The following is a 19,947-nucleotide window of genomic DNA, read 5'->3' on the forward strand; positions in this document are numbered from 1 at the left end:
GACTTAATTCCCTCTTGAAAATGTAGTCATATCAAGGTTGTAAGCGTATAACATAGGCGTTTTTTGCTGTCAAGTTGATAAATTGCAGCTTTTTACAATTTATACTATGATAAAGATATTAACAGAAGATCGTATAAACAAGAGGGATGATGAACATGAAATTTACAAAGATTCTTGTCCAAATTGCTGCTCTTTACGTTTTTTATATGGTTGGAACTTGGGTACAAGAAATGTTAAATATTCCGATCCCAGGAAGTTTGATTGGAATGTTCCTCTTACTTGTTTTACTTAGCCTAAAAGTTCTTCCAGTGAAATGGTTCGATTTAGGAGCAGAAACACTCGTTGCTATTATGCCGTTTTTATTAATTCCGCCAACGCTTGGCCTAATGAATTACGGTGCTTTTTTTATGAGTAAAGGAATTTCTCTTTTCATTACAGTTGTAGCGAGTACATTTTTAATTATTATTGTCGCAGGACATACAGGACAATATCTTGCGAATAGAAAGGAAAGAGAGTCGCGATGAGCAAAATATTAATCGGAATCGGTTGGGTTCTTTTTACGGTGCTATTATATCAATTATCTAAAAAAATCTATAAATTATTTCCAACACCATTCACCATTCCAATGCTTGTAGCAACAGGATTAATGGCTTTCCTATTTATCGTGCTTGATATACCGTATCAACATTATATGGAAAGTGGTGGTGGCTGGATTGCAAAGCTACTTGGACCCGGTGTTGTAGCATTTGCAATTCCTCTTTATAAACAACGCCACGTTCTTCAAAAATATGTTGTACCGATTGCCGGCGGGGTACTAGTAGGTACAACAGTTGCCATTGCAAGTGACTTTGCTATTGCGTCACTTATGGGAACAGATAAAAGTTTAATTTTATCTTCTTTACCAAAGTCGGTGACAATGCCGGTTGCGATGAGTGTTTCAGAGCAAGTAGGTGGTGTACCGTCATTAACAGCAGCTTTCGTTGTTATTGCAGGTATTACTGGAACGATTACCGGCCCGCTTTTATTAAAATGGAGCCGCGTTACAAACTCAGTTGGTAAAGGTATCGGATTTGGATGTGCTTCTCATATTATGGGCGTGATGAGAGCGATGAAAAATAATGAACATGAAGGTGTTATTGGATCGGTAACAATGACATTAACAGCGATTTTGACATGTTTGCTCGGGCCGCTATTTGCAATGATGTTCATGTAATGGAAGAAAAGCGAGAGCAACCTTATAGCTCTCGCTTTTCTATAGAATTTATGCTACAGTTACAATAACTGAATCTTTGTAGGAGGTACGCCAAGTGCATACGTTATTATCTGTTTTACTTATTATTGTATCGATTTTAATGATTGTTATGGTACTTATGCAGTCTAGTAATAGCTCAGGCCTTTCAGGTGCAATTTCAGGCGGTGCAGAGCAATTATTTGGTAAGCAAAAAGCACGTGGAATTGAAGCGGTATTAAACCGTATTACAATTGTTTTAGCTGTATTGTTCTTCGCATTAACAATTGGTGTTACGTACTTAAACTTATAGAATTGAAAGAAGAAGCGTTAGTAGATTATTCTAATGGTTCTTCTTTTTTGTTATTTGAAAAAAGTTTCTAATTAGATTATGGAAATATAAATATGGTACACTAGATATAGAAAGAATACGACTAGATTACAGAAGAGAAAGAGGAGAAATACATGATGAAATTAGCATCTCCGAAACCATTTACATTTGAAGGTGGAGACCGCGCTGTTTTATTACTACATGGATTCACAGGAAACTCAGCTGATGTACGTATGTTAGGGCGTTTCTTAGAAAAGAAAGGCTACACTTGTCATGCTCCAATTTATAAAGGGCACGGTGTACCACCAGAAGAGCTTGTTCATACAGGTCCTGAAGACTGGTGGCAAGATGTAACAGAGGCATATCAGCTGTTAAAAGATAAAGGCTTTGAGAAAATTGCTGTCGTTGGATTGTCACTTGGCGGCGTATTTTCTCTAAAATTAGGTTATACAGTACCGGTTTTAGGTGTAGTGCCAATGTGTGCACCGATGTATATTAAGAGTGAAGAAACGATGTACCAAGGTATATTGGCATATGCCCGCGAATATAAAAAGCGTGAGCAAAAATCACCAGAGCAAATTGAGCAAGAAATGTTGGAATTCCAAAAGACACCGATGAATACATTAAAAGCATTACAACAATTAATTGCTGACGTGCGTAACAATGTGGACATGATTTATGCCCCAACATTTGTTGTACAAGCGCGTCATGATGAAATGATTAATACAGATAGTGCGAACATTATTTATAACGGTGTAGAATCAACGTTAAAAGACATTAAATGGTATGAAGACTCTACGCATGTCATTACACTTGATAAGCAGCGTGACGAGCTACATGAGGATGTATATAACTTCTTGGAGCAACTAGATTGGTAAGATCTAGTTGCCTCTTTTTTTCATAAGGAATTTTTTGTGAAAACTGTAAAAATCATAAGGGGAGTACTGAAGTTTCGCTTTATACATCCCCTATCTTTCGGATACACTAAATAATATAAGGTTTTAAAGGAGGTATTTTTGCTTGGAAGAAATCATACAAGAACATATTGATAAGTTGTTATTATTTATGAGAGAAGAAGCGTATAAACCCCTAACGATACAAGAGTTAGAAGAGGCATTTGGGATTGAAGGTTCTGAGGGCTTTAAAGATTTCGTAAAGGCACTTGTAACGATGGAAGAAAAGGGACTTGTTATTCGTACTCGTAGCAACCGTTACGGTCTTCCTGAAAAGATGAATTTAGTACGTGGTAAGTTAATTGGACATGCACGTGGCTTTGCATTCGTTGTACCAGACGAGAAGAAAACAGGAGATGATGATCTTTTCATCCCACCTACAGAATTAAACGGTGCACTTCATGGCGATACAGTATTAGCACGCCTTAGTTCCCAATCGAGTGGTTCGCGTCAAGAAGGTTCCATTGTACGCATTTTAGAGCGTGGCACGAAAGAATTAGTTGGTACATATACAGAATCGAAAAACTTTGGATTTGTTATACCTGACAATAAACGCTGGACAAGTGACATTTTCGTATTAAAAAGCGCATCAATGGGCGCTGTAGAAGGTCATAAAGTAGTTGTGAAAATTACGAGCTATCCAGAGAATCGTTTAAGTGCAGAAGGTGAAGTTATTCAAATTCTAGGTCATAAAAATGATCCAGGAGTAGATATTTTATCTGTCATTCATAAACATCACTTACCTTTAGCGTTCCCTGAAGAAGTGATGGAACATGCAAACAGTGTACCAGAAACGATTTCAGAAGATGATTTAAAAGATCGCCGTGATCTACGTGACCAAATGATTGTAACAATTGACGGTGCAGATGCGAAAGATTTAGATGACGCTGTTACAGTAACGAAGCTTGAGAACGGTAACTACAAGCTTGGCGTTCACATTGCGGATGTAAGCCATTACGTTCAAGAAGGTTCTCCAATTGATGTAGAAGCAGCGGAGAGAGCGACGAGTGTGTATCTTGTTGACCGTGTAATTCCGATGATTCCACATCGTCTATCTAATGGTATTTGTTCATTAAATCCGAAAGTAGACCGTCTGACGTTATCTTGTGAAATGGAAATCAACAATTTAGGTGATGTTGTAAAGCACGAGATTTTCCAAAGTGTAATTAAAACGACAGAGCGTATGACGTATGCTGACGTAAGAAGCATTTTAGAAGATGAGGACGAAGAATTAATTAAACGCTATGAGCCGCTTGTACCGATGTTTAAAGAAATGGGTCAATTAGCACAAATCCTACGTGAAAAACGTATGCGCCGCGGTGCAATCGACTTTGACTTTAAAGAAGCGAAAGTATTAGTAGATGAAGAAGGAAAACCGACAGACGTTGTTATGCGTGATCGTTCTGTATCAGAGAAGTTAATTGAAGAATTTATGCTTGTTGCGAACGAAACAGTAGCAGAGCACTTCCACTGGATGAACGTACCATTCATGTACCGTGTCCATGAAGATCCGAAAGAAGATAAGCTAGAGCGTTTCTTCGAGTTTGTAACGAACTTCGGGTATGCCGTAAAAGGACGTGCGAATGAAGTGCATCCTCGCGCGCTGCAACAAATTCTTGAAATGGTTCAAGGGCAGCCTGAAGAAGTAGTTATTTCAACAGTAATGCTTCGTTCTATGAAGCAAGCACGTTACGATGCAGAAAGTTTAGGTCACTTTGGTTTATCAACTGAGTTCTACACACATTTCACATCGCCAATTCGTCGTTACCCAGATACGATTGTTCATAGACTAATTCGTGAATACATCATTAACGGTAAAGTCGATAATGAAACGCAAGCAAAATGGCGTGAAAAATTACCTGAGATTGCAGAGCACTCTTCTAATATGGAACGTCGTGCTGTTGAAGCAGAACGTGAAACAGACGAACTGAAAAAAGCAGAATATATGCTTGATAAGATTGGCGAAGAGTATGACGGTATGATTAGCTCTGTAACAAACTTCGGTTTATTCGTAGAGCTTCCAAATACAATTGAAGGTCTTGTACATGTTAGCTACTTAACGGATGATTACTACCGTTATGATGAGCAGCATTTCGCAATGATCGGAGAACGTACAGGTAACGTATTCCGCATCGGTGACGAAATTACAATTCGCGTTATTAACGTAAACAAAGACGAGCGTGCAATCGACTTTGAAATCGTTGGCATGAAAGGTACGCCTCGTCGTAAGTTCAAAGACCGCCCAGTCGTTATCGAACAGCCAAGAACAGGCAGAAAGAAACGCGGTGGACGTAGCGAGCGTAGTAATGAGCGCGGCGGAGAACGTGGCACAGGTAGAAAATTTGACCGTGGTGGCAAAGGGAAAGGAAGAGGATCTGCATCCGCATCTACGTCCGCTAGCCAGTCAGGGAAAAAAGAGGGTAACGGCAAGAAGAAAAAAGCATTCTTCGAAAACGTACCAGGATTCAAGAAGAAAAAGAAAAAGCGTAAGTAAGAAAAGGATGGCTTCGCTTTGATGGAAAGCGAGGCTTTTTCTTTTTTGTTGGTGGCTAGAATGTTCGGCGGCTTCGCTTCTTCTCAGGGAGGCAAAGAGCGCCTCAAGGTCAGAAGCTCCATCCACCTCACATTCTGAGCGAACCACTTTCGCTTTTTGTTGGAATCCAGCTTCAGTGGCTAGAATGTTCGGCGGCTTCGCTTCTTCCCGAGAGGCAAAGAGCGCCTCAAGGTCAGAAGCTCCATCCACCTCACATTCTGAACGAGCCACTTTCGCTTTTTGTATAATCCAGCTCCAGTGGCTAGAATCTGTTGGCCATTTCACTCCCTCGGACGAAGCAAAAAGCGCTTCTCTGTCGGGAGTTCCAATGTCCAAAGATTCTAAGCGAGCCACTTCCGCTTTTTATCAACATTTGTTACAATAGTAAAAATAGAGGAGGGACGTTATATGCCAAAAGGTTCAGGTAAGGTTATTGCACAAAATAAAAAAGCATTTCATGATTATTTCATCGAAGAAACATACGAAGCAGGGCTTGTCCTTCAAGGAACGGAAATTAAGTCGATTCGCGCTGGACGCGTGAACTTGAAAGATGCGTTTGCACGTGTACATAATGGTGAAGTATGGGTTCATAATATGCATATTAGTACGTACGAACAAGGGAATCGTTTCAACCACGCCCCGCTTCGCACGAGAAAGTTACTTCTTCATAAAAAAGAAATTGAGAAGTTAGCTGGTGCTTCAAAAGAAACAGGATACGCACTAGTTCCAGTTAGAATCTATTTGAAAAATGGATTTGCGAAAATGGCACTTGGTTTAGCAAAAGGTAAGAAACAATACGATAAGCGTCATGATTTAAAAGAGAAAGAAGCTAAACGTGAAATTGCACGCGCGTTCCGTGATCGCCAAAAGATGTAATACAAATATTTACATTTGTAAAACGGCGCGCGTATGTTATAATAACTTATGTAAGGTTGTTGCACATTGAAAAACAGCTCTTAGTAGCTATCACGATATTTTCTTCGTATGCTCCATTTTTATCATGGGGACGTTACGGATTCGACAGGGATAGTTCGAGCTTAGGTTGCGAGTCGAGGGGATCGGCCTCGTTAAAACGTCAAAGCCTATAATTGGCAAACAAAACAATCTTTCTTTAGCTGCTTAATTGCACTAAAGGTTCCTCCCTCCATCGTCCATGTGGTAGGGTAAGGGACTCAAACTAAGTGGACTACGCCGGAGTTCGCCGTCTGAGGGCGAAGGAAGAGAACAATCAGACTAGCAACTTGGAAGCCTGTCGATAGGCTGAAGAGTTCGCGAAATGCTAATATATCGACTACACTCGTAGAAGCTTAAGTGCCGATATTTTTGGACGTGGGTTCGACTCCCACCGTCTCCACCAATACATATTTGGTGGTTTTTTATTTTGTATGATATGAACCATAATTTTGCCAGTTTGGTGAGGTTATGGTTCTTTTTGTTTTGTGGTTTTATAAACTGCTTAAGTTGATGGGGATGAGCCGGTACCCCTGAAACAGAAAAGGAAGAAGTGGTTATTAATGATAAGCAGGTAGATACTATAGCTGCTGGTAAACGCCCAATTGGTGAGTTTCTATTAATAAAATCATTTTATTTAAATCTTAATATGTTTTGTGTTTCTATACATACCTATTGTAAGATTATATAGAGTTCTCCTAATAAGCTGTTTGAATGGATTTTTTAGGGATTTAATATTTATAAATCTTAAATAATTTTTTATCTAACTAAGTTATATTGAAGTAGAGGTGAACCATCGGTGAGGCAGGTGTTAGTAATTAAAAATGAACGGTCTTTAGCAAAGAAAATCGTAAGCGGTTTAACGGAAGAAGGCCATTTCATTTTAAAACTTCACAATGAAAACGAAGGTTTAAATATAATATATGAACAAGATTGGGATATTATCATATTAGATTGGGATTCATTAAGCATATCCGGGCCAGAAATTTGCAGACAAATACGACTTGTTAAAATGACACCGATCATTATTGTGACTGACAATATTTCTAGTAAGGATTGCGTGGCAGGGTTACAAGCAGGAGCTGATGATTATATAAGAAAACCATTTGCGAAAGAAGAACTAGTAGCAAGGGTGCAAGCTATTTTAAGGAGAAGTGACTGTAACCAGCAACATGAGACAACCTTTTTTCAGTTTAAAGATCTTTTTGTTGATGCATCTAGCAATATTGTGAAAAAAGGTGGTAAAAATCTTTCACTTACTAAGCGCGAGTACGATTTACTTGTATTTTTAATTAAGAATAAAAATACAATATTGAGCCGTGAAATGCTTTTGAACCAAGTTTGGGGACATAACGTAGTCGTAAATCCAAATGTAGTAGACTTATATATTGGATATGTAAGAAAAAAGTTAAAGTGTGAGAAGAAAGACAGATATATTCAAACGATACATGGTAGAGGTTATTCAATGATTGAATGATAGAAATAAGATAATAGAAAAAACGAGTAAAACGTTTCATTTAGTTTTACTCGTTTTTTTCTTTAAATCAATAATCAAATAGTTTTTGAGAAGTATGAAAAGATGTAAAAAGTATATTTCTATCAGGCGAGGGATTATGAAAATATTAGCTATTAATGAGCCGGTTTTGTAGGGAAAACCATAGTTAGTCAACATGCTGGATTTCAAATGTTACTTTTCATATTTAATTTATGCTTGGTTTTATTAATTCACACCATTCACAAGATTTTCACAGAATTAATGACTATACTTATTTACAGGATATTCAAATGAAAATGATTATCAATAGCAGTTTGGGTACATAAAAGTTACTGTCTAATTTAATCTATCGATGTTATCATTTTCGAACTAAATTACATAATAAGGAGTATACGTATGAAAAAAACTATGCTTTTAAAATTAGTAAGTATTCTAGCAATTTTCACTTTAATGTTAGTAGCTTGCTCAGATTCAGGTAAAGAAACTTCGAAAGCTACTAAAGATAATAGTAGTGATAAGCCAAAAACGGTTGAAATCACTGATGCTCATGGAAAGGTTACTGTTCCTGTAAATCCAAAGAATGTAGTTGCTTTAGATAATAGAACGTTTGAAACTTTAGCTGATTGGGGAATTAAATTAGCGGCTGCTCCACAGGATATTATGCCTGCAGATTCAGCGTATAAAAATGATAAAACAGTTAAAAATATTGGGAATCACCGCGAACCAAACCTTGAAATTATAGCAGCGGCAAACCCTGATCTTGTAATCGTTGGTCAAAGATTTGCTAGCCATTACGAAGAAATCAAAAAATTAGTTCCAAATGCAGCTGTTATTGATCTTAATGTTGATGTTTCTGAGAAAGCTACTAAGCCAGGTGAAAACTTAGTAAAAGGGCTTAAAGACTCTACAGTTACTTTAGGAAAAATCTTTGATAAAGATAAAGAAGCTAAAAAATTAGTAGCTGATTTTGATAAATCTATTGAAAAAGCAAAAGCTGCTTATAACGGAAAAGATAAAGTTATGAGTGTTATCGTTACTGGTGGAAATATTGGCTTTGCTGCACCGCACTCTGGTCGCGTTTGGGGACCTATGTATGAAATTTTCGGTTGGACTCCAGCATTAGAAGTTGCTAATTCTACTGCAGGTCATAAAGGTGATGACGTTTCTGTTGAAGCTATCGCACAAACAAATCCTGATTGGCTTTTCGTATTAGATCGTGATGCTGCAACATCTGATGCAGCTAAGTCAGCTCCTGCTCAAGATGTTATTTCTAAATCACCAGCTCTTCAAAACACAACTGCTGTTTCTAAGAAACAAGTTATTTATGCACCAGCAGATACTTACACAAATGAATCAATTCAGACTTATATAGAGTTATTTGGAAATATCGCAAAAACTTTAGCTAAGTAGTGTAAAGGAGCACGAAACAGTGTCAAAAAATATGATTTCTAGGGTTGAGAATATTTCTCAACCCCAGTTTTATAATCACAATAAAATATGGACAAAACCTTTTATAATAGCGGTTATAGTTGTTATAATTTTAGGGATTATATCACTGTTTACTGGCGTTTATGATATACGTGGACAAGAGGACGGAATGGAGATGTTTTTCATCACTCGTGTTCCGAGAACAGTGGCATTAATGCTTACTGGAGCTGCAATGGCGATGGCAGGGCTCGTCATGCAACTTATTACACAAAATCGTTTTGTTGAACCTACTACAACGGGGACAATTGAATGGTCAGGCTTAGGCCTGCTTTTTGTGTATTTACTATTTCCTGCCCCGACTTTAGTTCAAAGAATGACTGGTGCAATCATTTTTTCTTTTATAGGAACTATGATTTTCTTTCTATTTTTAAGAAGAGTTAAGCTTCGTTCGTCTTTAATTGTCCCGATTATTGGATTGATGCTTGGAGCCGTTATTTCTGCAGTGTCTACTTTTATGGGACTTCTTTTTCAAATGACGCAAAGTATTGAAACTTGGTTTGTAGGTTCATTTGCTAACATTCAGGTGGGAAGATATGAATATTTATGGCTGATTGTTATCGTTACTTTGCTTATTTTTATGTATGCGAATAGATTGACTCTAGCTGGACTAGGGGAAGATGTCGCAACAAGCCTTGGAGTTAATTATAATAGAATTGTTCTTTTTGGGACTGGCCTTATCTCTGTTGCAGTTGGAATTGTTGCAGCTGTTATTGGAAACTTACCTTTCTTGGGATTAATTGTTCCAAATATTGTTTCCATGTTTAGAGGTGATGATCTTAGAAGTAATTTACCTTGGGTGTGTGTGATCGGAATGGGAACAATAACTGCCTGTGACATCATTTCTCGAACAATTATAAAACCTTTTGAACTACCTGTTTCTTTAATACTTGCATCAGTGGGAGCAGTCGTGTTTATTACTATTTTATTGAGAAAAAGAAAACCAAGGAGGCTGCGATGATCACATTAGATTATAGAAATAAAGAAAATGTCGAAGTCGATTCTAGCCTTCATAATGAAAGTAGATCAGCTAGTGCTTTTCGTTCTAAGAAGGAAGCAAGACGCTATTGGATTGTACTGATAACATTGATTGCGTTAGGCCTCCTTTCTTCATACGGACTTTTAGTGTATAACAATCCAGTTCCGATAGATTCCCCTTCTTTTATCCCAGTTGTTAAGAGAAGGATAGTAGCTATTGTTGCAATGATTATTGCGGCAGTTTGCCATAGCTTGTCGACAGTTGCTTTCCAATCTATTACGAACAATAAGATTATTACTCCTTCGCTTTTAGGTTTTGAATCACTTTATTCAGCGATACATACGAGTACAATATTCTTCTTTGGTGCTAGTGCATTAATCAATTTTAATGGAATTGGATCGTTTTTATTTCAAGTCGTTGTTATGGTCCTCATGAGCTTGATACTTTATGGATGGTTACTTTCTGGTAAATACGGAAATTTACAACTTATGCTGTTAGTTGGAATTATTATTGGCACTGGACTGAATTCTATGTCAACTTTCATGAGAAAGCTACTTGCGCCTTCAGAGTTTGATATTTTACAAGCGAAATTATTTGGTTCTGTGAATCATGCAGATCCTGCATACTTTCCTATTGTAATTCCTATGATTATAGTTGTAGCAGCATTGATTTTTGCTCATTCTAAGAATTTGAATGTTTTGTCACTAGGGAAGGATGTTGCTACTTCTTTTGGAGTTAAATATCAACCTAGTGTAATTTATACGCTTGTATTAGTGGCTATTTTAATGTCTATCTCAACTGCTCTAATTGGACCACTTACGTTCTACGGCTTTTTAGTGGCAACTTTGAGTTATCAGGCGGCGGCAACTTATGATCATAGATATATTTTCCCAATGGCTTTTGCTATAGGATTTTTGATTATGACGAGTGCATACTTCTTAATGTATCATGTATTCAATGCTCAAGGTGTAGTATCAGTTATTATTGAATTATTTGGTGGAATCATATTCTTAACTATAGTTTTAAGGAAGAGGGCTTTATGATAAAAATTGATAATGTTAAAAAGTTCTATACTGATAAGGTGAAAATAGGACCTTTGGATATTGAAATACCAAAAGCAGGCTTTACTTCTTTAATTGGACCAAATGGCGCTGGAAAGTCTACGACACTTTTGATGATTGGAAGACTTTTAGATATGGACGAAGGTCAAATCCAGGTAGCAAATATGGATGTTTCTGAATCTAAATCAAAAGACTTAGCAAAAGTTTTGACTATATTGCGACAAGAAAATCATTTTGTAACGAGGCTTACTGTTAGACAATTAGTTGGATTTGGGCGCTTTCCTTATTCAAAGGGAAGGTTAACGAAAGAGGATGAAGTTATCATTTCTAAATATATCGACTTCCTAGATTTAACTAATTTAGAGAATAGATATTTAGATGAGCTTTCTGGTGGGCAAAGACAAAGGGCATATGTAGCGATGGTATTGTGCCAAGAGACTGAATATGTACTTTTGGACGAGCCGCTAAATAATCTGGATGTCGCTCGTTCTGTTCAAATGATGGAACATTTGAGACGTGCGGCTAATGAATTTGGAAGAACAATTTTGACTGTCATGCATGACATAAATTTTGCAGCTAAATACTCTGATAAAATTTGTGCGATGAAAGATGGACAAATTGCTGCTTTTGGAACAGTAGAAGAGGTTATGGACTCAACACTTTTGACGGATATTTTTGAAACAAAAATAGAGATTATTAATGGTCCTTATGGGCCGATCGCCGTTTATTAGTTAGAAAATGTATACTGTAGCTGCTGCCTGTATTTTATAGGCAGCAGCTTTTTTGTACGATTGCCTGTGATATTTATTGGTGACGCTTTGAGCGCTCACAATATGAGGTTGCATTTATTCCACTATTTGACGAGCGGTAAGCCCCCTACTGATTAAAGTTCACTTTATAAAAAAGCTCTTTTACATACGGTGAATGTTATTTTACCGTTTTTAAAATGTCGTAATCAAGAGGGAGGATTAATATTATGCTTACAGTGCGATTTTCGGTGTGGTGATATAATGTTTATGAGTGTTTGTTGTGTCGGTTTTTGTCGGTAAGTCGATATATTTCGAAAATCGCTGATATAATTGGAGTTGCGCTGATATATTTCGAAAATCGCCGATATAATTGGAGTTGCGCTGATATATTTGAAAAATCGCTGATATATTTTGGAGGGGGATAAAAATGATTGTGAAAGAGCGGAAAATGCCTGTACATTTGCTCCAATTAGAAGCTCTACTGAGAAGATTGCCTGCTCATCATTCAAAAAGAAATGTGGTGGTTGAAAATCTAGCGAAATTTATGGCCGGCTATAAAGGAGAGCAGTCGATTGAATATCCACTTAGTTTCTTACCCGAAACGGAATACAGTATTTTACATGATATTAGGTTGTTTGATCAGAAACATTATTTTCAAATTGATACCCTCATAGTTTCCTCATGTTTTCTTCTTTTTCTTGAAATAAAAAATATTGTTGGTACATTAATCTTCGACGCCAAGTTTAATCAGCTCATTAGAATATCAGATGGCACCTTGGAAGAAGGTTTTCCAGATCCATTTTTACAAATAAAACGGCAAGAGATGCAGCTGAAAAAATGGCTGAGTCTACATGGTATATATAATCTTCCAATTGAATCCCTCATTGTAATTAGTTCACCTCGTACAATTATTAAAACTTCAGATGAAATACTTTCTAGTAAAATTATCCACAGCGCAAATTTACCTAATAAAATAAAACAGATTAAAAATCAATATAAAGAAAAAGTGATTAGCGATATAAATGGGTTTATAAATAAAATTATGAATGGGCATTCTTCACAGCGACAAAATATTCTTGCTCAATATAAAGTGAAAAAAGAGGAATTGCTAAAGGGCGTGCAGTGTGAGGAATGTTTTATAATAGCAATGTTAAAAGAAAAACAGGGATGGCGTTGCTCAAACTGTAATAGTACGTCTAAACATGCTCATTTACGTGCTTTACAAGACTACACACTTCTGTTTGGAACGATAACTACTAATAGTAAATTGAGGGACTTTCTTAATATGCAATCTAGTTGTGCGGTCAAAAGACTCCTCCAAACAATGAACATCCCCCATACAGGTGACAACAAAGGAAGAATATATGATTTAACTTCGTTTCAATCATAATTTTGCTATAATAAATAAGTATTTACGTGAAGGAGAGTGTGAAATGAAGTTTAATATCGATCATTATATAGCTAGCGTTTTACAGTGGATATTAAACATAGCGTTAATTATATTATCCATTGTCTTATCTATTTTTTTAATTAATGAGACGATTACTTTTATTCAATACATATTTTCAGCGAAGAAGTATACGTCATATAAGTTAGTTGAAAGTATTATTGTCTATTTCTTATACTTCGAGTTCATTGCATTAATTATTAAGTATTTTAAATCGAACTATCATTTCCCGTTACGTTATTTCATCTATATCGGAATCACGGCATTAATTCGTTTAATTATCGTATCTCATGAAGAACCGATGGAGACGTTATTATACGCAGGAGCAATTCTTGTTTTAGTCATTGCGTTATACATATCAAATATGAGAGATTTGAGAAAAGAGTAGCAAAAAAACCCTAAATCTAGGGGTTTTTACTTTATCCCGCATTAACGGGCAGTAAGACCCCCATCTCAAAATTCAGAGGAAGCAAAGAAGTTAGGTGGGGGATCAACTGCCCGTAAAAGCCCGATTGGTTCAACTAATAATCAGTGGGGGATGAACAAAACCCCACTGATTAAAGTTTCACTTTATATAATATGAAATCCAATTAATAAAATAACGATGAACGTGATAGCGAATACGCCCCACCATAACGTATGAGTTTGTCCTCTTCTTTTCCTTGCTACGAGGATTTCCATCGACATAATAAGGATAAGAGCGAATACAGCTTTTATCATAGAAATGACAGGGAAGTTTTTAATGACTACCATTCCAATTCCTGAACCTAGCATAAGAACATAAAAGGCACGTTGTCCCCACAGTGTAAATTCTTGTTTGTTAAGCATGTAACTCATAATAAATAAGATGATAAGAATTGCCCATGATCCCGCGTGAATTTGATAAAACATATTAAGCATTATAGTTCACTCCCGTATGTATGTTGTTTTTTTGAAAATAGGATTACGAATCCGATAGAAAGCATCGTCATCATGCCTCCTACTATGAAAGATACTGCCCCTTGTGATGTAAATATCATTGTGAAAAATATTGGTCCGATAATTCTTCCTAAACTATCAAATGAATAATTTAAGCCTGAAATGGTACCGTGATCGCTTTTTACTTGTTTTGTTAAAAAGGATAGAGTACAAGTTCGTACGAGCGCGTTTCCAGCTGTGAAGATGGATAAACAAATGCCGGCCCATAGTAAGTTCGTAATAAAAGGGATTAAAAATAGGCCTGTTGCAGAAATGATTTGTCCGATTATAATGTAGCGTTTTTCATCTCCGTTACGAATGTAGCGTATGAGTCCACCTTGTATACATGCATCTACTAGGCCGCTTGCTAAAAAGATTATGCCGATTTGTAATGGTGTAATGCCGATTGCTTGTTTGCCAAATAGTTGATAGGTACCTTCTAACCCAGCTAATGCCATAGAAATTGTGAAAGTAATGAAAAACAAGCCGATTGATGAAGCTGGTAAATGAATAAACTTTTTAAATGGATTTCCCGCATTTTTTTCACCTGCATTGTTTAAACTCTCTTTAAAAGTAAAGCATGTATAGAGAAATAAAATGACAAGAAGATTGCTAGCAATTTGGAACGGAACTGCATTTCCAAAATGGCTTAGCATCCCGCCAATTGCTGGACCGACAATAAAGCCCATCCCGATACAAGCACCCATCATTCCGATATAACGATTACGCTCAGTTTCATTTGTCATATCGACAATGGAAGCTGTTGCAGCGGTGTATAATGCACCGGCAAACAATCCATTTAGGCTTCTTGCGATGTATAAGCCAGTTAAATTATTAATCAGTAAACCTGTTAAGAAAAAACTAATGGAATACCCGAGTATGCCAATTAGTAGTACAGGACGCCGACCTGCTCGATCAGAAATCTTTCCCCAAAGTGGAGCTGTTAAGAATGAAGCGAGCGAATAAGAAGATAACAGCATTCCTAAATGATGCGACGGCACATGTAAATTTGTAATGATTTCTGGTAGAACAGGGATAATCATACCGAATCCTAAAAAGATGAAAAATTGAACGATCATTAACGGAACTATATTCCTTTTCATCATATCCTCCTTTACTCTTATTAGTTAAATGACATATGACTAAATAGTCATATGGTTATGATAATGGTTTATTAAAAGGAGTACAATCGATATAATGAAATTGAAACAAATTATTCATAATTTAAAAGTCCAGTTAGGAGAATTTAGAATGTCTATTCGTTATGCATTACTTGGACTACTTTCAAAAAAAGAACAAACTGGTTATGACTTGTATCATACTTTTCAAGAACAACTCATTTATTTTTGGAATTCAAGTCATTCACAAGTGTATAAAGAATTATCAAAAATGGAGCAGGATAACCTGGTTACGTTCGAATATATTTATCAAGAAGGAAGTCCAAATAAAAAAATATATTCTTTGACGAAAGAGGGCGAAAAGGCTCTTGTTGAATGGATTATTCATTCGAAAACGAAGCCTCAACGTATAAAGGATGAGTTTTTATTAAAAGCCTCAAGTTTTAATGTTATTTCAGTAAGTGAAGCTATTTCACTATTACAGAAGGTAATTGATAGAGAAACACATGTAATGCGGGAAACTCAAAAATGGAAAGATTATAGTTTTCCGGATCAGTCGTCTATTCGTAAACAGGTGATCGGAGAGTATATTACTGTTGAATATGGAATAAGGTATTCAAAAATGTACATCGACTGGTGTGAATGGGCAATTGAAGTGTTAGAAACATTACGAGAAGAAGAGTAAGAGTAAGAGAAAGTAGTGCACACATAAGTTTGCACTACTTTTTTTATATCTTGACCTTAAAGTCACTTGAGACTTTACAATGAAATTAGGGCGTTTGAAATTGAAAAAAATTGAGAAATTAAGTGAAGAGGTTTCTTTTACTTGGAGGTTATAGAAATGAGTCAGGAATTGAAATTGCGTCCATTAGAGCGAGAAGATTTAAAGTTTGTACACGAACTGAATAATAATGCACATATTATGTCGTATTGGTTTGAAGAGCCGTATGAGGCATTTGTGGAGCTGCAAGACTTATACGATAAACATATACATGATCAAAGTGAACGCCGATTTATCGTTGAGAAAGACAATGAGATGGTTGGATTGGTCGAGCTAGTGGAAATCGATTATATTCACCGTAGAACGGAATTCCAAATCATTATTGATCCAAATTATCAAGGATATGGTTATGCAGCGGAAGCGACGCGTTTAGCAATGGATTATGCTTTTTCTGTATTAAATATGCATAAGATTTATTTAGTGGTGGATAAGGAAAATGAAAAAGCGGTACATGTTTATAAAAAGGTTGGATTTATGGTGGAAGGAGAATTGCTAGACGAGTTTTTCGTTGATGGTAACTATCATAATGCGATAAGAATGTGTATGTTTCAAAAGCAATATTTTGAAAGCAAATAGTTAAATGATTTGGAAGTAATGTTGACGCTTCGTAAAACTGTATGCTAAAATCCCTTTTAAGTATTAAGGAAGGTGCAGAATATGCTTTATATAAAATTTGTAAAACTCATTAGAAAACTTTGCTCCGCACAAATGTATACGGTGAAGCGTTGTACGGAGCTTAATCAAGGGGTATAAATCCCCTATATTCATCGGCTGAATAATTTTTGAAAAAAGTATAGTCTACCTATGCTTATTTCGTTATGGTTATTTAGCTGATGTATAAAATAGATTAAGGGGCCATAGACAATGCTTTGTCTATGGCCCTTTGTGTATATTATTCCAATGAGCTTTTACTGTAAATTGGATTAGTATGGAAAAAACCACGAAGCAGAGGGCTAGTGTCGAATGACGCTATCTCTCTGCTTTTTTTAATTTCAGGAAAAGAGGAATAAAAATGAGTTTACTTAAAGTTGAAAGTTTATCACATAGTTTTATAGATAAAGTATTATACGAAAATGCTTCTTTTGATTTGCATAAAGGGGAACATATGGGGATTGTTGGACAGAATGGTGCAGGAAAAAGTACGTTACTGAAAATATTGGTGGGGGAAATTATTTCTGATAAGGGGAGTGTTAAGTGGCAACCTAATATTCAGATTGGACATCTTGATCAATATGCAGAAATTGATGGGAGCTATACTATTTCACAGTATTTAAAACGAGCTTTTTATGATTTGTTTGAAATGGAAAAGAGAATGAATAAGTTATATGAAGAAAGTGCGATGACTGGAGGTGAGAATCAACTATTGAAAGCAGCTGAAATACAAGAGCAGCTTGAGGCTCGCGGTTTTTATTCAGTAGATAGCATAATAAACAAGGTGGCAGCTGGTTTAGGTATTGATGCTATTGGGATGGAGCGTATTATTGGTGAATTAAGCGGAGGACAACGGGCAAAGGTAATTTTAGCAAAGCTTTTATTAGAAGAGCCTAATATTTTATTACTAGATGAACCGACAAACTTTCTTGATAAAGAGCATATTGAATGGCTTGCTAATTATTTAATGAATTTTGAAGGGGCGTTTATTGTCGTGTCTCATGATTTTGATTTTCTAGAAAAAGTGACTTCTTGTATATGTGATGTAGAGTTTGGAACGGTGAAGAAGTATTACGGAAAATACTCGGATTTTGTAAGACAAAAGGAGCATTTGCGAAAAGATTATATTCGTCAATATTATGCACAACAAAAGAAAATTGAAAAAACGGAGGAGTATATTCGTAGAAATATTGCTGGGGTCAATTCAAAAATAGCACAGGGACGTAGAAAGCAGTTGCAACGTATGGAAAGAATTGCGCCACCAAGTTTTACTCATAAACCGTCTATTCATTTTCGGGAACTTCCCATTTCAGTTCAGACAGTTCTGGAAGTAAATAATCTTGAAGTTGGTTACGATTTTGCTCTCTTACCAAAGTTGAATTTTTCAGTAATGGGTGGGAAAAAACTTGTGATTACAGGTTTCAATGGAGTAGGGAAATCTACTTTGTTAAAAACAATCGTTGGAAATATTGCTAGTATTTCTGGAGAGTTTCACTTTTCAGAGCAAATAAAGATTGGATATTATGAGCAAGATTTAAATTGGAGCAATGATTCTTTAACGCCGCTTCAAATTATTTCAGAACAGTTTCCTAAACTGAATAGGAAGGAAATACGCCATCATTTAGCTGCATGTGGTGTGAAGGATACGCACGTTTCGCAAGAAATTCGTACGTTAAGTGGTGGTGAACAATCGAAGGTGAAACTGTGCGGATTATTACTATCACCTTGTAACTTCTTAATTTTAGATGAGCCGACAAACCATTTAGATGCAGAAGCGAAGGAAGCTTTGCAAAAGGCACTAATTAAGTTTAAGGGTAGCATTATACTCGTATCTCACGAAGCAAGTTTTTATCTTGATTGGGCAGATAGTATCTTTCATATAGAGACGGGATTAGTTAAGGGGGTGTGAAACGTATGAGTGAAAACAATTGGAAAACGAAAATTATATTATTTTTGACCGCTCAAACGATTTCGTTGTTCGGTTCCTCTCTCGTGCAATACGCGATTATATGGTATATCACCCTTACAACATCATCGGGGATGATGTTGACCATTTCAACTGTTTGCGGTTTCATACCACAAATCGCAATTTCTTTGTTGGCAGGTGTTTGGATTGATCGTTACGACCGTAAAAAAATGATTATGTTATCAGACGGGGTTATAGCAATTGCTACGTTAGTTTTAGCAGTTCTATTCTTAACAGGATATAAAAGTATTTGGTTACTTTTTATAGTACTACTCATTCGTTCAGCTGGGACAGGGGTACAAACGCCAGCTGTGAATGCATTAATCCCACAAATCGTTCCGAAAGATTACCTTATGAAAGTAAATGGGATGAATAGCAGTATTACATCTTTAATTATGTTTCTTTCTCCAGCAGCAAGTGCTGCAATTCTTTCTATTGCTAGCATTGAAATGACATTTTTTATTGATGTTATTACGGCTATGATCGGAATTAGTATTATGTTTATTATTCAAGTGGAGAGACATGTAAATGCAGAGAGTAAGCAAAAATCTAATCTACAAGGCATAAAAGAAGGCTTTGCTTATTTAAAAGAAAATGTATTTATTAAAAGGCTACTCGTTTTATTAATTATTGTCATGATTTTAATAAGTCCAGCTGCCTTTTTAACACCTTTAATGGTAACCCGTTCTTTCGGTGCAGAAATGTGGAGACTTACTGCTAGTGAGATGACTTTTAGTGCGGGAGCGGCAGCTGGTGGCATATTGATTGCAGCGTGGGGTGGTTTCCGTAATCGTATGCATACAACAGCGCTAGCTTGTGCGTTATATGGACTGCTTATGATTGGACTAGGGATCGCTCCGGTATTTATTATGTATTTAGTATGTAACTTTTTAATTGGTATAACAATGCCGTGCTTCAATACACCGGTTAACGTGTTATTGCAGGAAAAAGTAGAAACTTCCATGCACGGACGAATGTTTAGTCTTGTACAAATCGCTAATTCATGCGCCCTTCCTTTAGGAATGATACTATTTGGCCCATTGGCTGATATGTTTAGTGTAGAAATTTTGTTAATTTATGCTGGGATATTCGTGCTGTTATGTGCGATATATGTTGTAGTAAGTAAGAGGTTTGAAGTGTAAATATTCATGATTAAAAAGGTTTGTGAGGCAATTTAAGGTGCTTCATAAACCTTTTGTTTTAATTACAAATCAATAATCATTTATTGAAAAACGATAAAAAAATATTGACTTATAGTTTTA

20 protein-coding genes and 1 other RNA gene are annotated in these 19,947 nt (G+C 36.3%); 18 read left to right on the forward strand and 3 right to left on the reverse strand.

From position 1 onward, the window contains the following. Positions 1-155 precede the first annotated feature (155 nt). The 5 genes from ACTFSI_RS19145 to rnr all read left to right on the forward strand — a co-directional run bounded on the left by ACTFSI_RS19145 (position 156) and on the right by rnr (position 5,006). Positions 156-524: a CidA/LrgA family holin-like protein gene (locus ACTFSI_RS19145; RefSeq protein ID WP_000673222.1), complete on the forward strand. Its 369-nt coding sequence runs from the start codon at positions 156-158 to the stop codon at positions 522-524. Next, positions 521-1,213 carry an LrgB family protein gene (locus ACTFSI_RS19150; protein ID WP_197225673.1) on the forward strand — a complete coding sequence of 231 codons (693 nt, stop codon included), beginning with the start codon at positions 521-523 and terminating at the stop codon, positions 1,211-1,213. The genes ACTFSI_RS19145 and ACTFSI_RS19150 overlap by 4 nt, the downstream gene beginning before the upstream one ends. Positions 1,214-1,307: 94 nt before the next feature. Beyond that, entirely contained in the window at positions 1,308-1,541 is a 234-nt protein-coding gene (gene secG, locus ACTFSI_RS19155; protein ID WP_000557262.1) for a preprotein translocase subunit SecG, read from the forward strand. Positions 1,542-1,696: 155 nt separating this feature from the next. Beyond that, positions 1,697-2,437, forward strand: a complete 741-nt coding sequence (estA, locus tag ACTFSI_RS19160) for a carboxylesterase (protein WP_000761976.1) — start codon at positions 1,697-1,699, stop codon at positions 2,435-2,437. 142 nt (positions 2,438-2,579) lie between these two features. Beyond that, entirely contained in the window at positions 2,580-5,006 is a 2,427-nt protein-coding gene (gene rnr, locus ACTFSI_RS19165; RefSeq protein WP_138320768.1) for a ribonuclease R, read from the forward strand. On the opposite strand, the gene ACTFSI_RS19170 is transcribed toward rnr, so the two are convergent. After that, on the reverse strand, positions 4,917-5,381 hold the full coding sequence (locus ACTFSI_RS19170) for a hypothetical protein (RefSeq protein WP_041184156.1): 465 nt from the start codon (positions 5,379-5,381) through the stop codon (positions 4,917-4,919). The genes rnr and ACTFSI_RS19170 overlap by 90 nt on opposite strands. Before the next feature lie 72 nt (positions 5,382-5,453). On the opposite strand from ACTFSI_RS19170, the gene smpB reads away from it, so the two are divergent. From smpB to psiE, 9 genes are all read left to right on the forward strand, one after another. After that, positions 5,454-5,921 (forward strand): SsrA-binding protein, encoded by a 468-nt coding sequence (smpB, locus tag ACTFSI_RS19175; RefSeq protein ID WP_440045562.1) that lies wholly within the window; start codon positions 5,454-5,456, stop codon positions 5,919-5,921. A gap of 126 nt (positions 5,922-6,047) precedes the next feature. Continuing rightward, positions 6,048-6,402: a transfer-messenger RNA gene (ssrA, locus tag ACTFSI_RS19180) on the forward strand. Positions 6,403-6,795: 393 nt separating this feature from the next. Further along, entirely contained in the window at positions 6,796-7,473 is a 678-nt protein-coding gene (locus ACTFSI_RS19185; RefSeq protein WP_001250246.1) for a response regulator transcription factor, read from the forward strand. Between the two features lie 414 nt (positions 7,474-7,887). After that, complete coding sequence (locus ACTFSI_RS19190) at positions 7,888-8,901, forward strand: siderophore ABC transporter substrate-binding protein (RefSeq protein WP_000753446.1); 1,014 nt, start codon at positions 7,888-7,890, stop codon at positions 8,899-8,901. Between the two features lie 19 nt (positions 8,902-8,920). After that, complete coding sequence (locus ACTFSI_RS19195) at positions 8,921-9,937, forward strand: ABC transporter permease (protein ID WP_000042069.1); 1,017 nt, start codon at positions 8,921-8,923, stop codon at positions 9,935-9,937. Next, a complete protein-coding gene (locus ACTFSI_RS19200) occupies positions 9,934-10,998 on the forward strand; it encodes an iron chelate uptake ABC transporter family permease subunit (RefSeq protein ID WP_440045563.1) in 1,065 nt (354 codons plus the stop codon). Before ACTFSI_RS19195 ends, ACTFSI_RS19200 begins: the two co-directional genes overlap by 4 nt. After that, positions 10,995-11,747 carry an iron ABC transporter ATP-binding protein gene (locus ACTFSI_RS19205; RefSeq protein WP_000590067.1) on the forward strand — a complete coding sequence of 251 codons (753 nt, stop codon included), beginning with the start codon at positions 10,995-10,997 and terminating at the stop codon, positions 11,745-11,747. Before ACTFSI_RS19200 ends, ACTFSI_RS19205 begins: the two co-directional genes overlap by 4 nt. Positions 11,748-12,192: 445 nt before the next feature. Continuing rightward, complete coding sequence (locus tag ACTFSI_RS19210) at positions 12,193-13,155, forward strand: nuclease-related domain-containing protein (protein WP_440045564.1); 963 nt, start codon at positions 12,193-12,195, stop codon at positions 13,153-13,155. Between the two features lie 43 nt (positions 13,156-13,198). Continuing rightward, positions 13,199-13,600 carry a phosphate-starvation-inducible protein PsiE gene (gene psiE, locus ACTFSI_RS19215; RefSeq protein WP_042876014.1) on the forward strand — a complete coding sequence of 134 codons (402 nt, stop codon included), beginning with the start codon at positions 13,199-13,201 and terminating at the stop codon, positions 13,598-13,600. A gap of 182 nt (positions 13,601-13,782) precedes the next feature. Here psiE and ACTFSI_RS19220 read toward each other — a convergent pair whose 3' ends face one another. Both ACTFSI_RS19220 and ACTFSI_RS19225 read right to left on the reverse strand, forming a co-directional pair. Next, entirely contained in the window at positions 13,783-14,112 is a 330-nt protein-coding gene (locus ACTFSI_RS19220; protein WP_000933661.1) for a DUF1516 family protein, read from the reverse strand. Further along, positions 14,112-15,272: an MFS transporter gene (locus ACTFSI_RS19225; RefSeq protein ID WP_440045565.1), complete on the reverse strand. Its 1,161-nt coding sequence runs from the start codon at positions 15,270-15,272 to the stop codon at positions 14,112-14,114. The genes ACTFSI_RS19220 and ACTFSI_RS19225 overlap by 1 nt, the downstream gene beginning before the upstream one ends. A gap of 148 nt (positions 15,273-15,420) precedes the next feature. Here ACTFSI_RS19225 and ACTFSI_RS19230 point away from each other — a divergent pair, with 148 nt between their 5' ends. From ACTFSI_RS19230 to ACTFSI_RS19245, 4 genes are all read left to right on the forward strand, one after another. Then, complete coding sequence (locus ACTFSI_RS19230) at positions 15,421-15,972, forward strand: PadR family transcriptional regulator (RefSeq protein WP_000027915.1); 552 nt, start codon at positions 15,421-15,423, stop codon at positions 15,970-15,972. Between the two features lie 156 nt (positions 15,973-16,128). Next, a complete protein-coding gene (gene speG, locus ACTFSI_RS19235; protein ID WP_000076826.1) occupies positions 16,129-16,644 on the forward strand; it encodes a spermidine N1-acetyltransferase in 516 nt (171 codons plus the stop codon). Between the two features lie 436 nt (positions 16,645-17,080). Further along, the gene (locus ACTFSI_RS19240) at positions 17,081-18,628 is read left to right on the forward strand and encodes an ABC-F family ATP-binding cassette domain-containing protein (RefSeq protein WP_440045566.1); all 1,548 of its coding nucleotides are present in this window, start codon (positions 17,081-17,083) and stop codon (positions 18,626-18,628) included. Between the two features lie 5 nt (positions 18,629-18,633). Next, entirely contained in the window at positions 18,634-19,827 is a 1,194-nt protein-coding gene (locus tag ACTFSI_RS19245) for an MFS transporter (protein WP_044791173.1), read from the forward strand. The last annotated feature ends 120 nt before the right edge of the window (positions 19,828-19,947 follow it).

The organism is Bacillus cereus group sp. MYBK101-2, assembly GCF_051918845.1.
In the GTDB taxonomy this organism is placed as follows: Bacteria; Bacillota; Bacilli; order Bacillales; family Bacillaceae_G; genus Bacillus_A; species Bacillus_A paranthracis.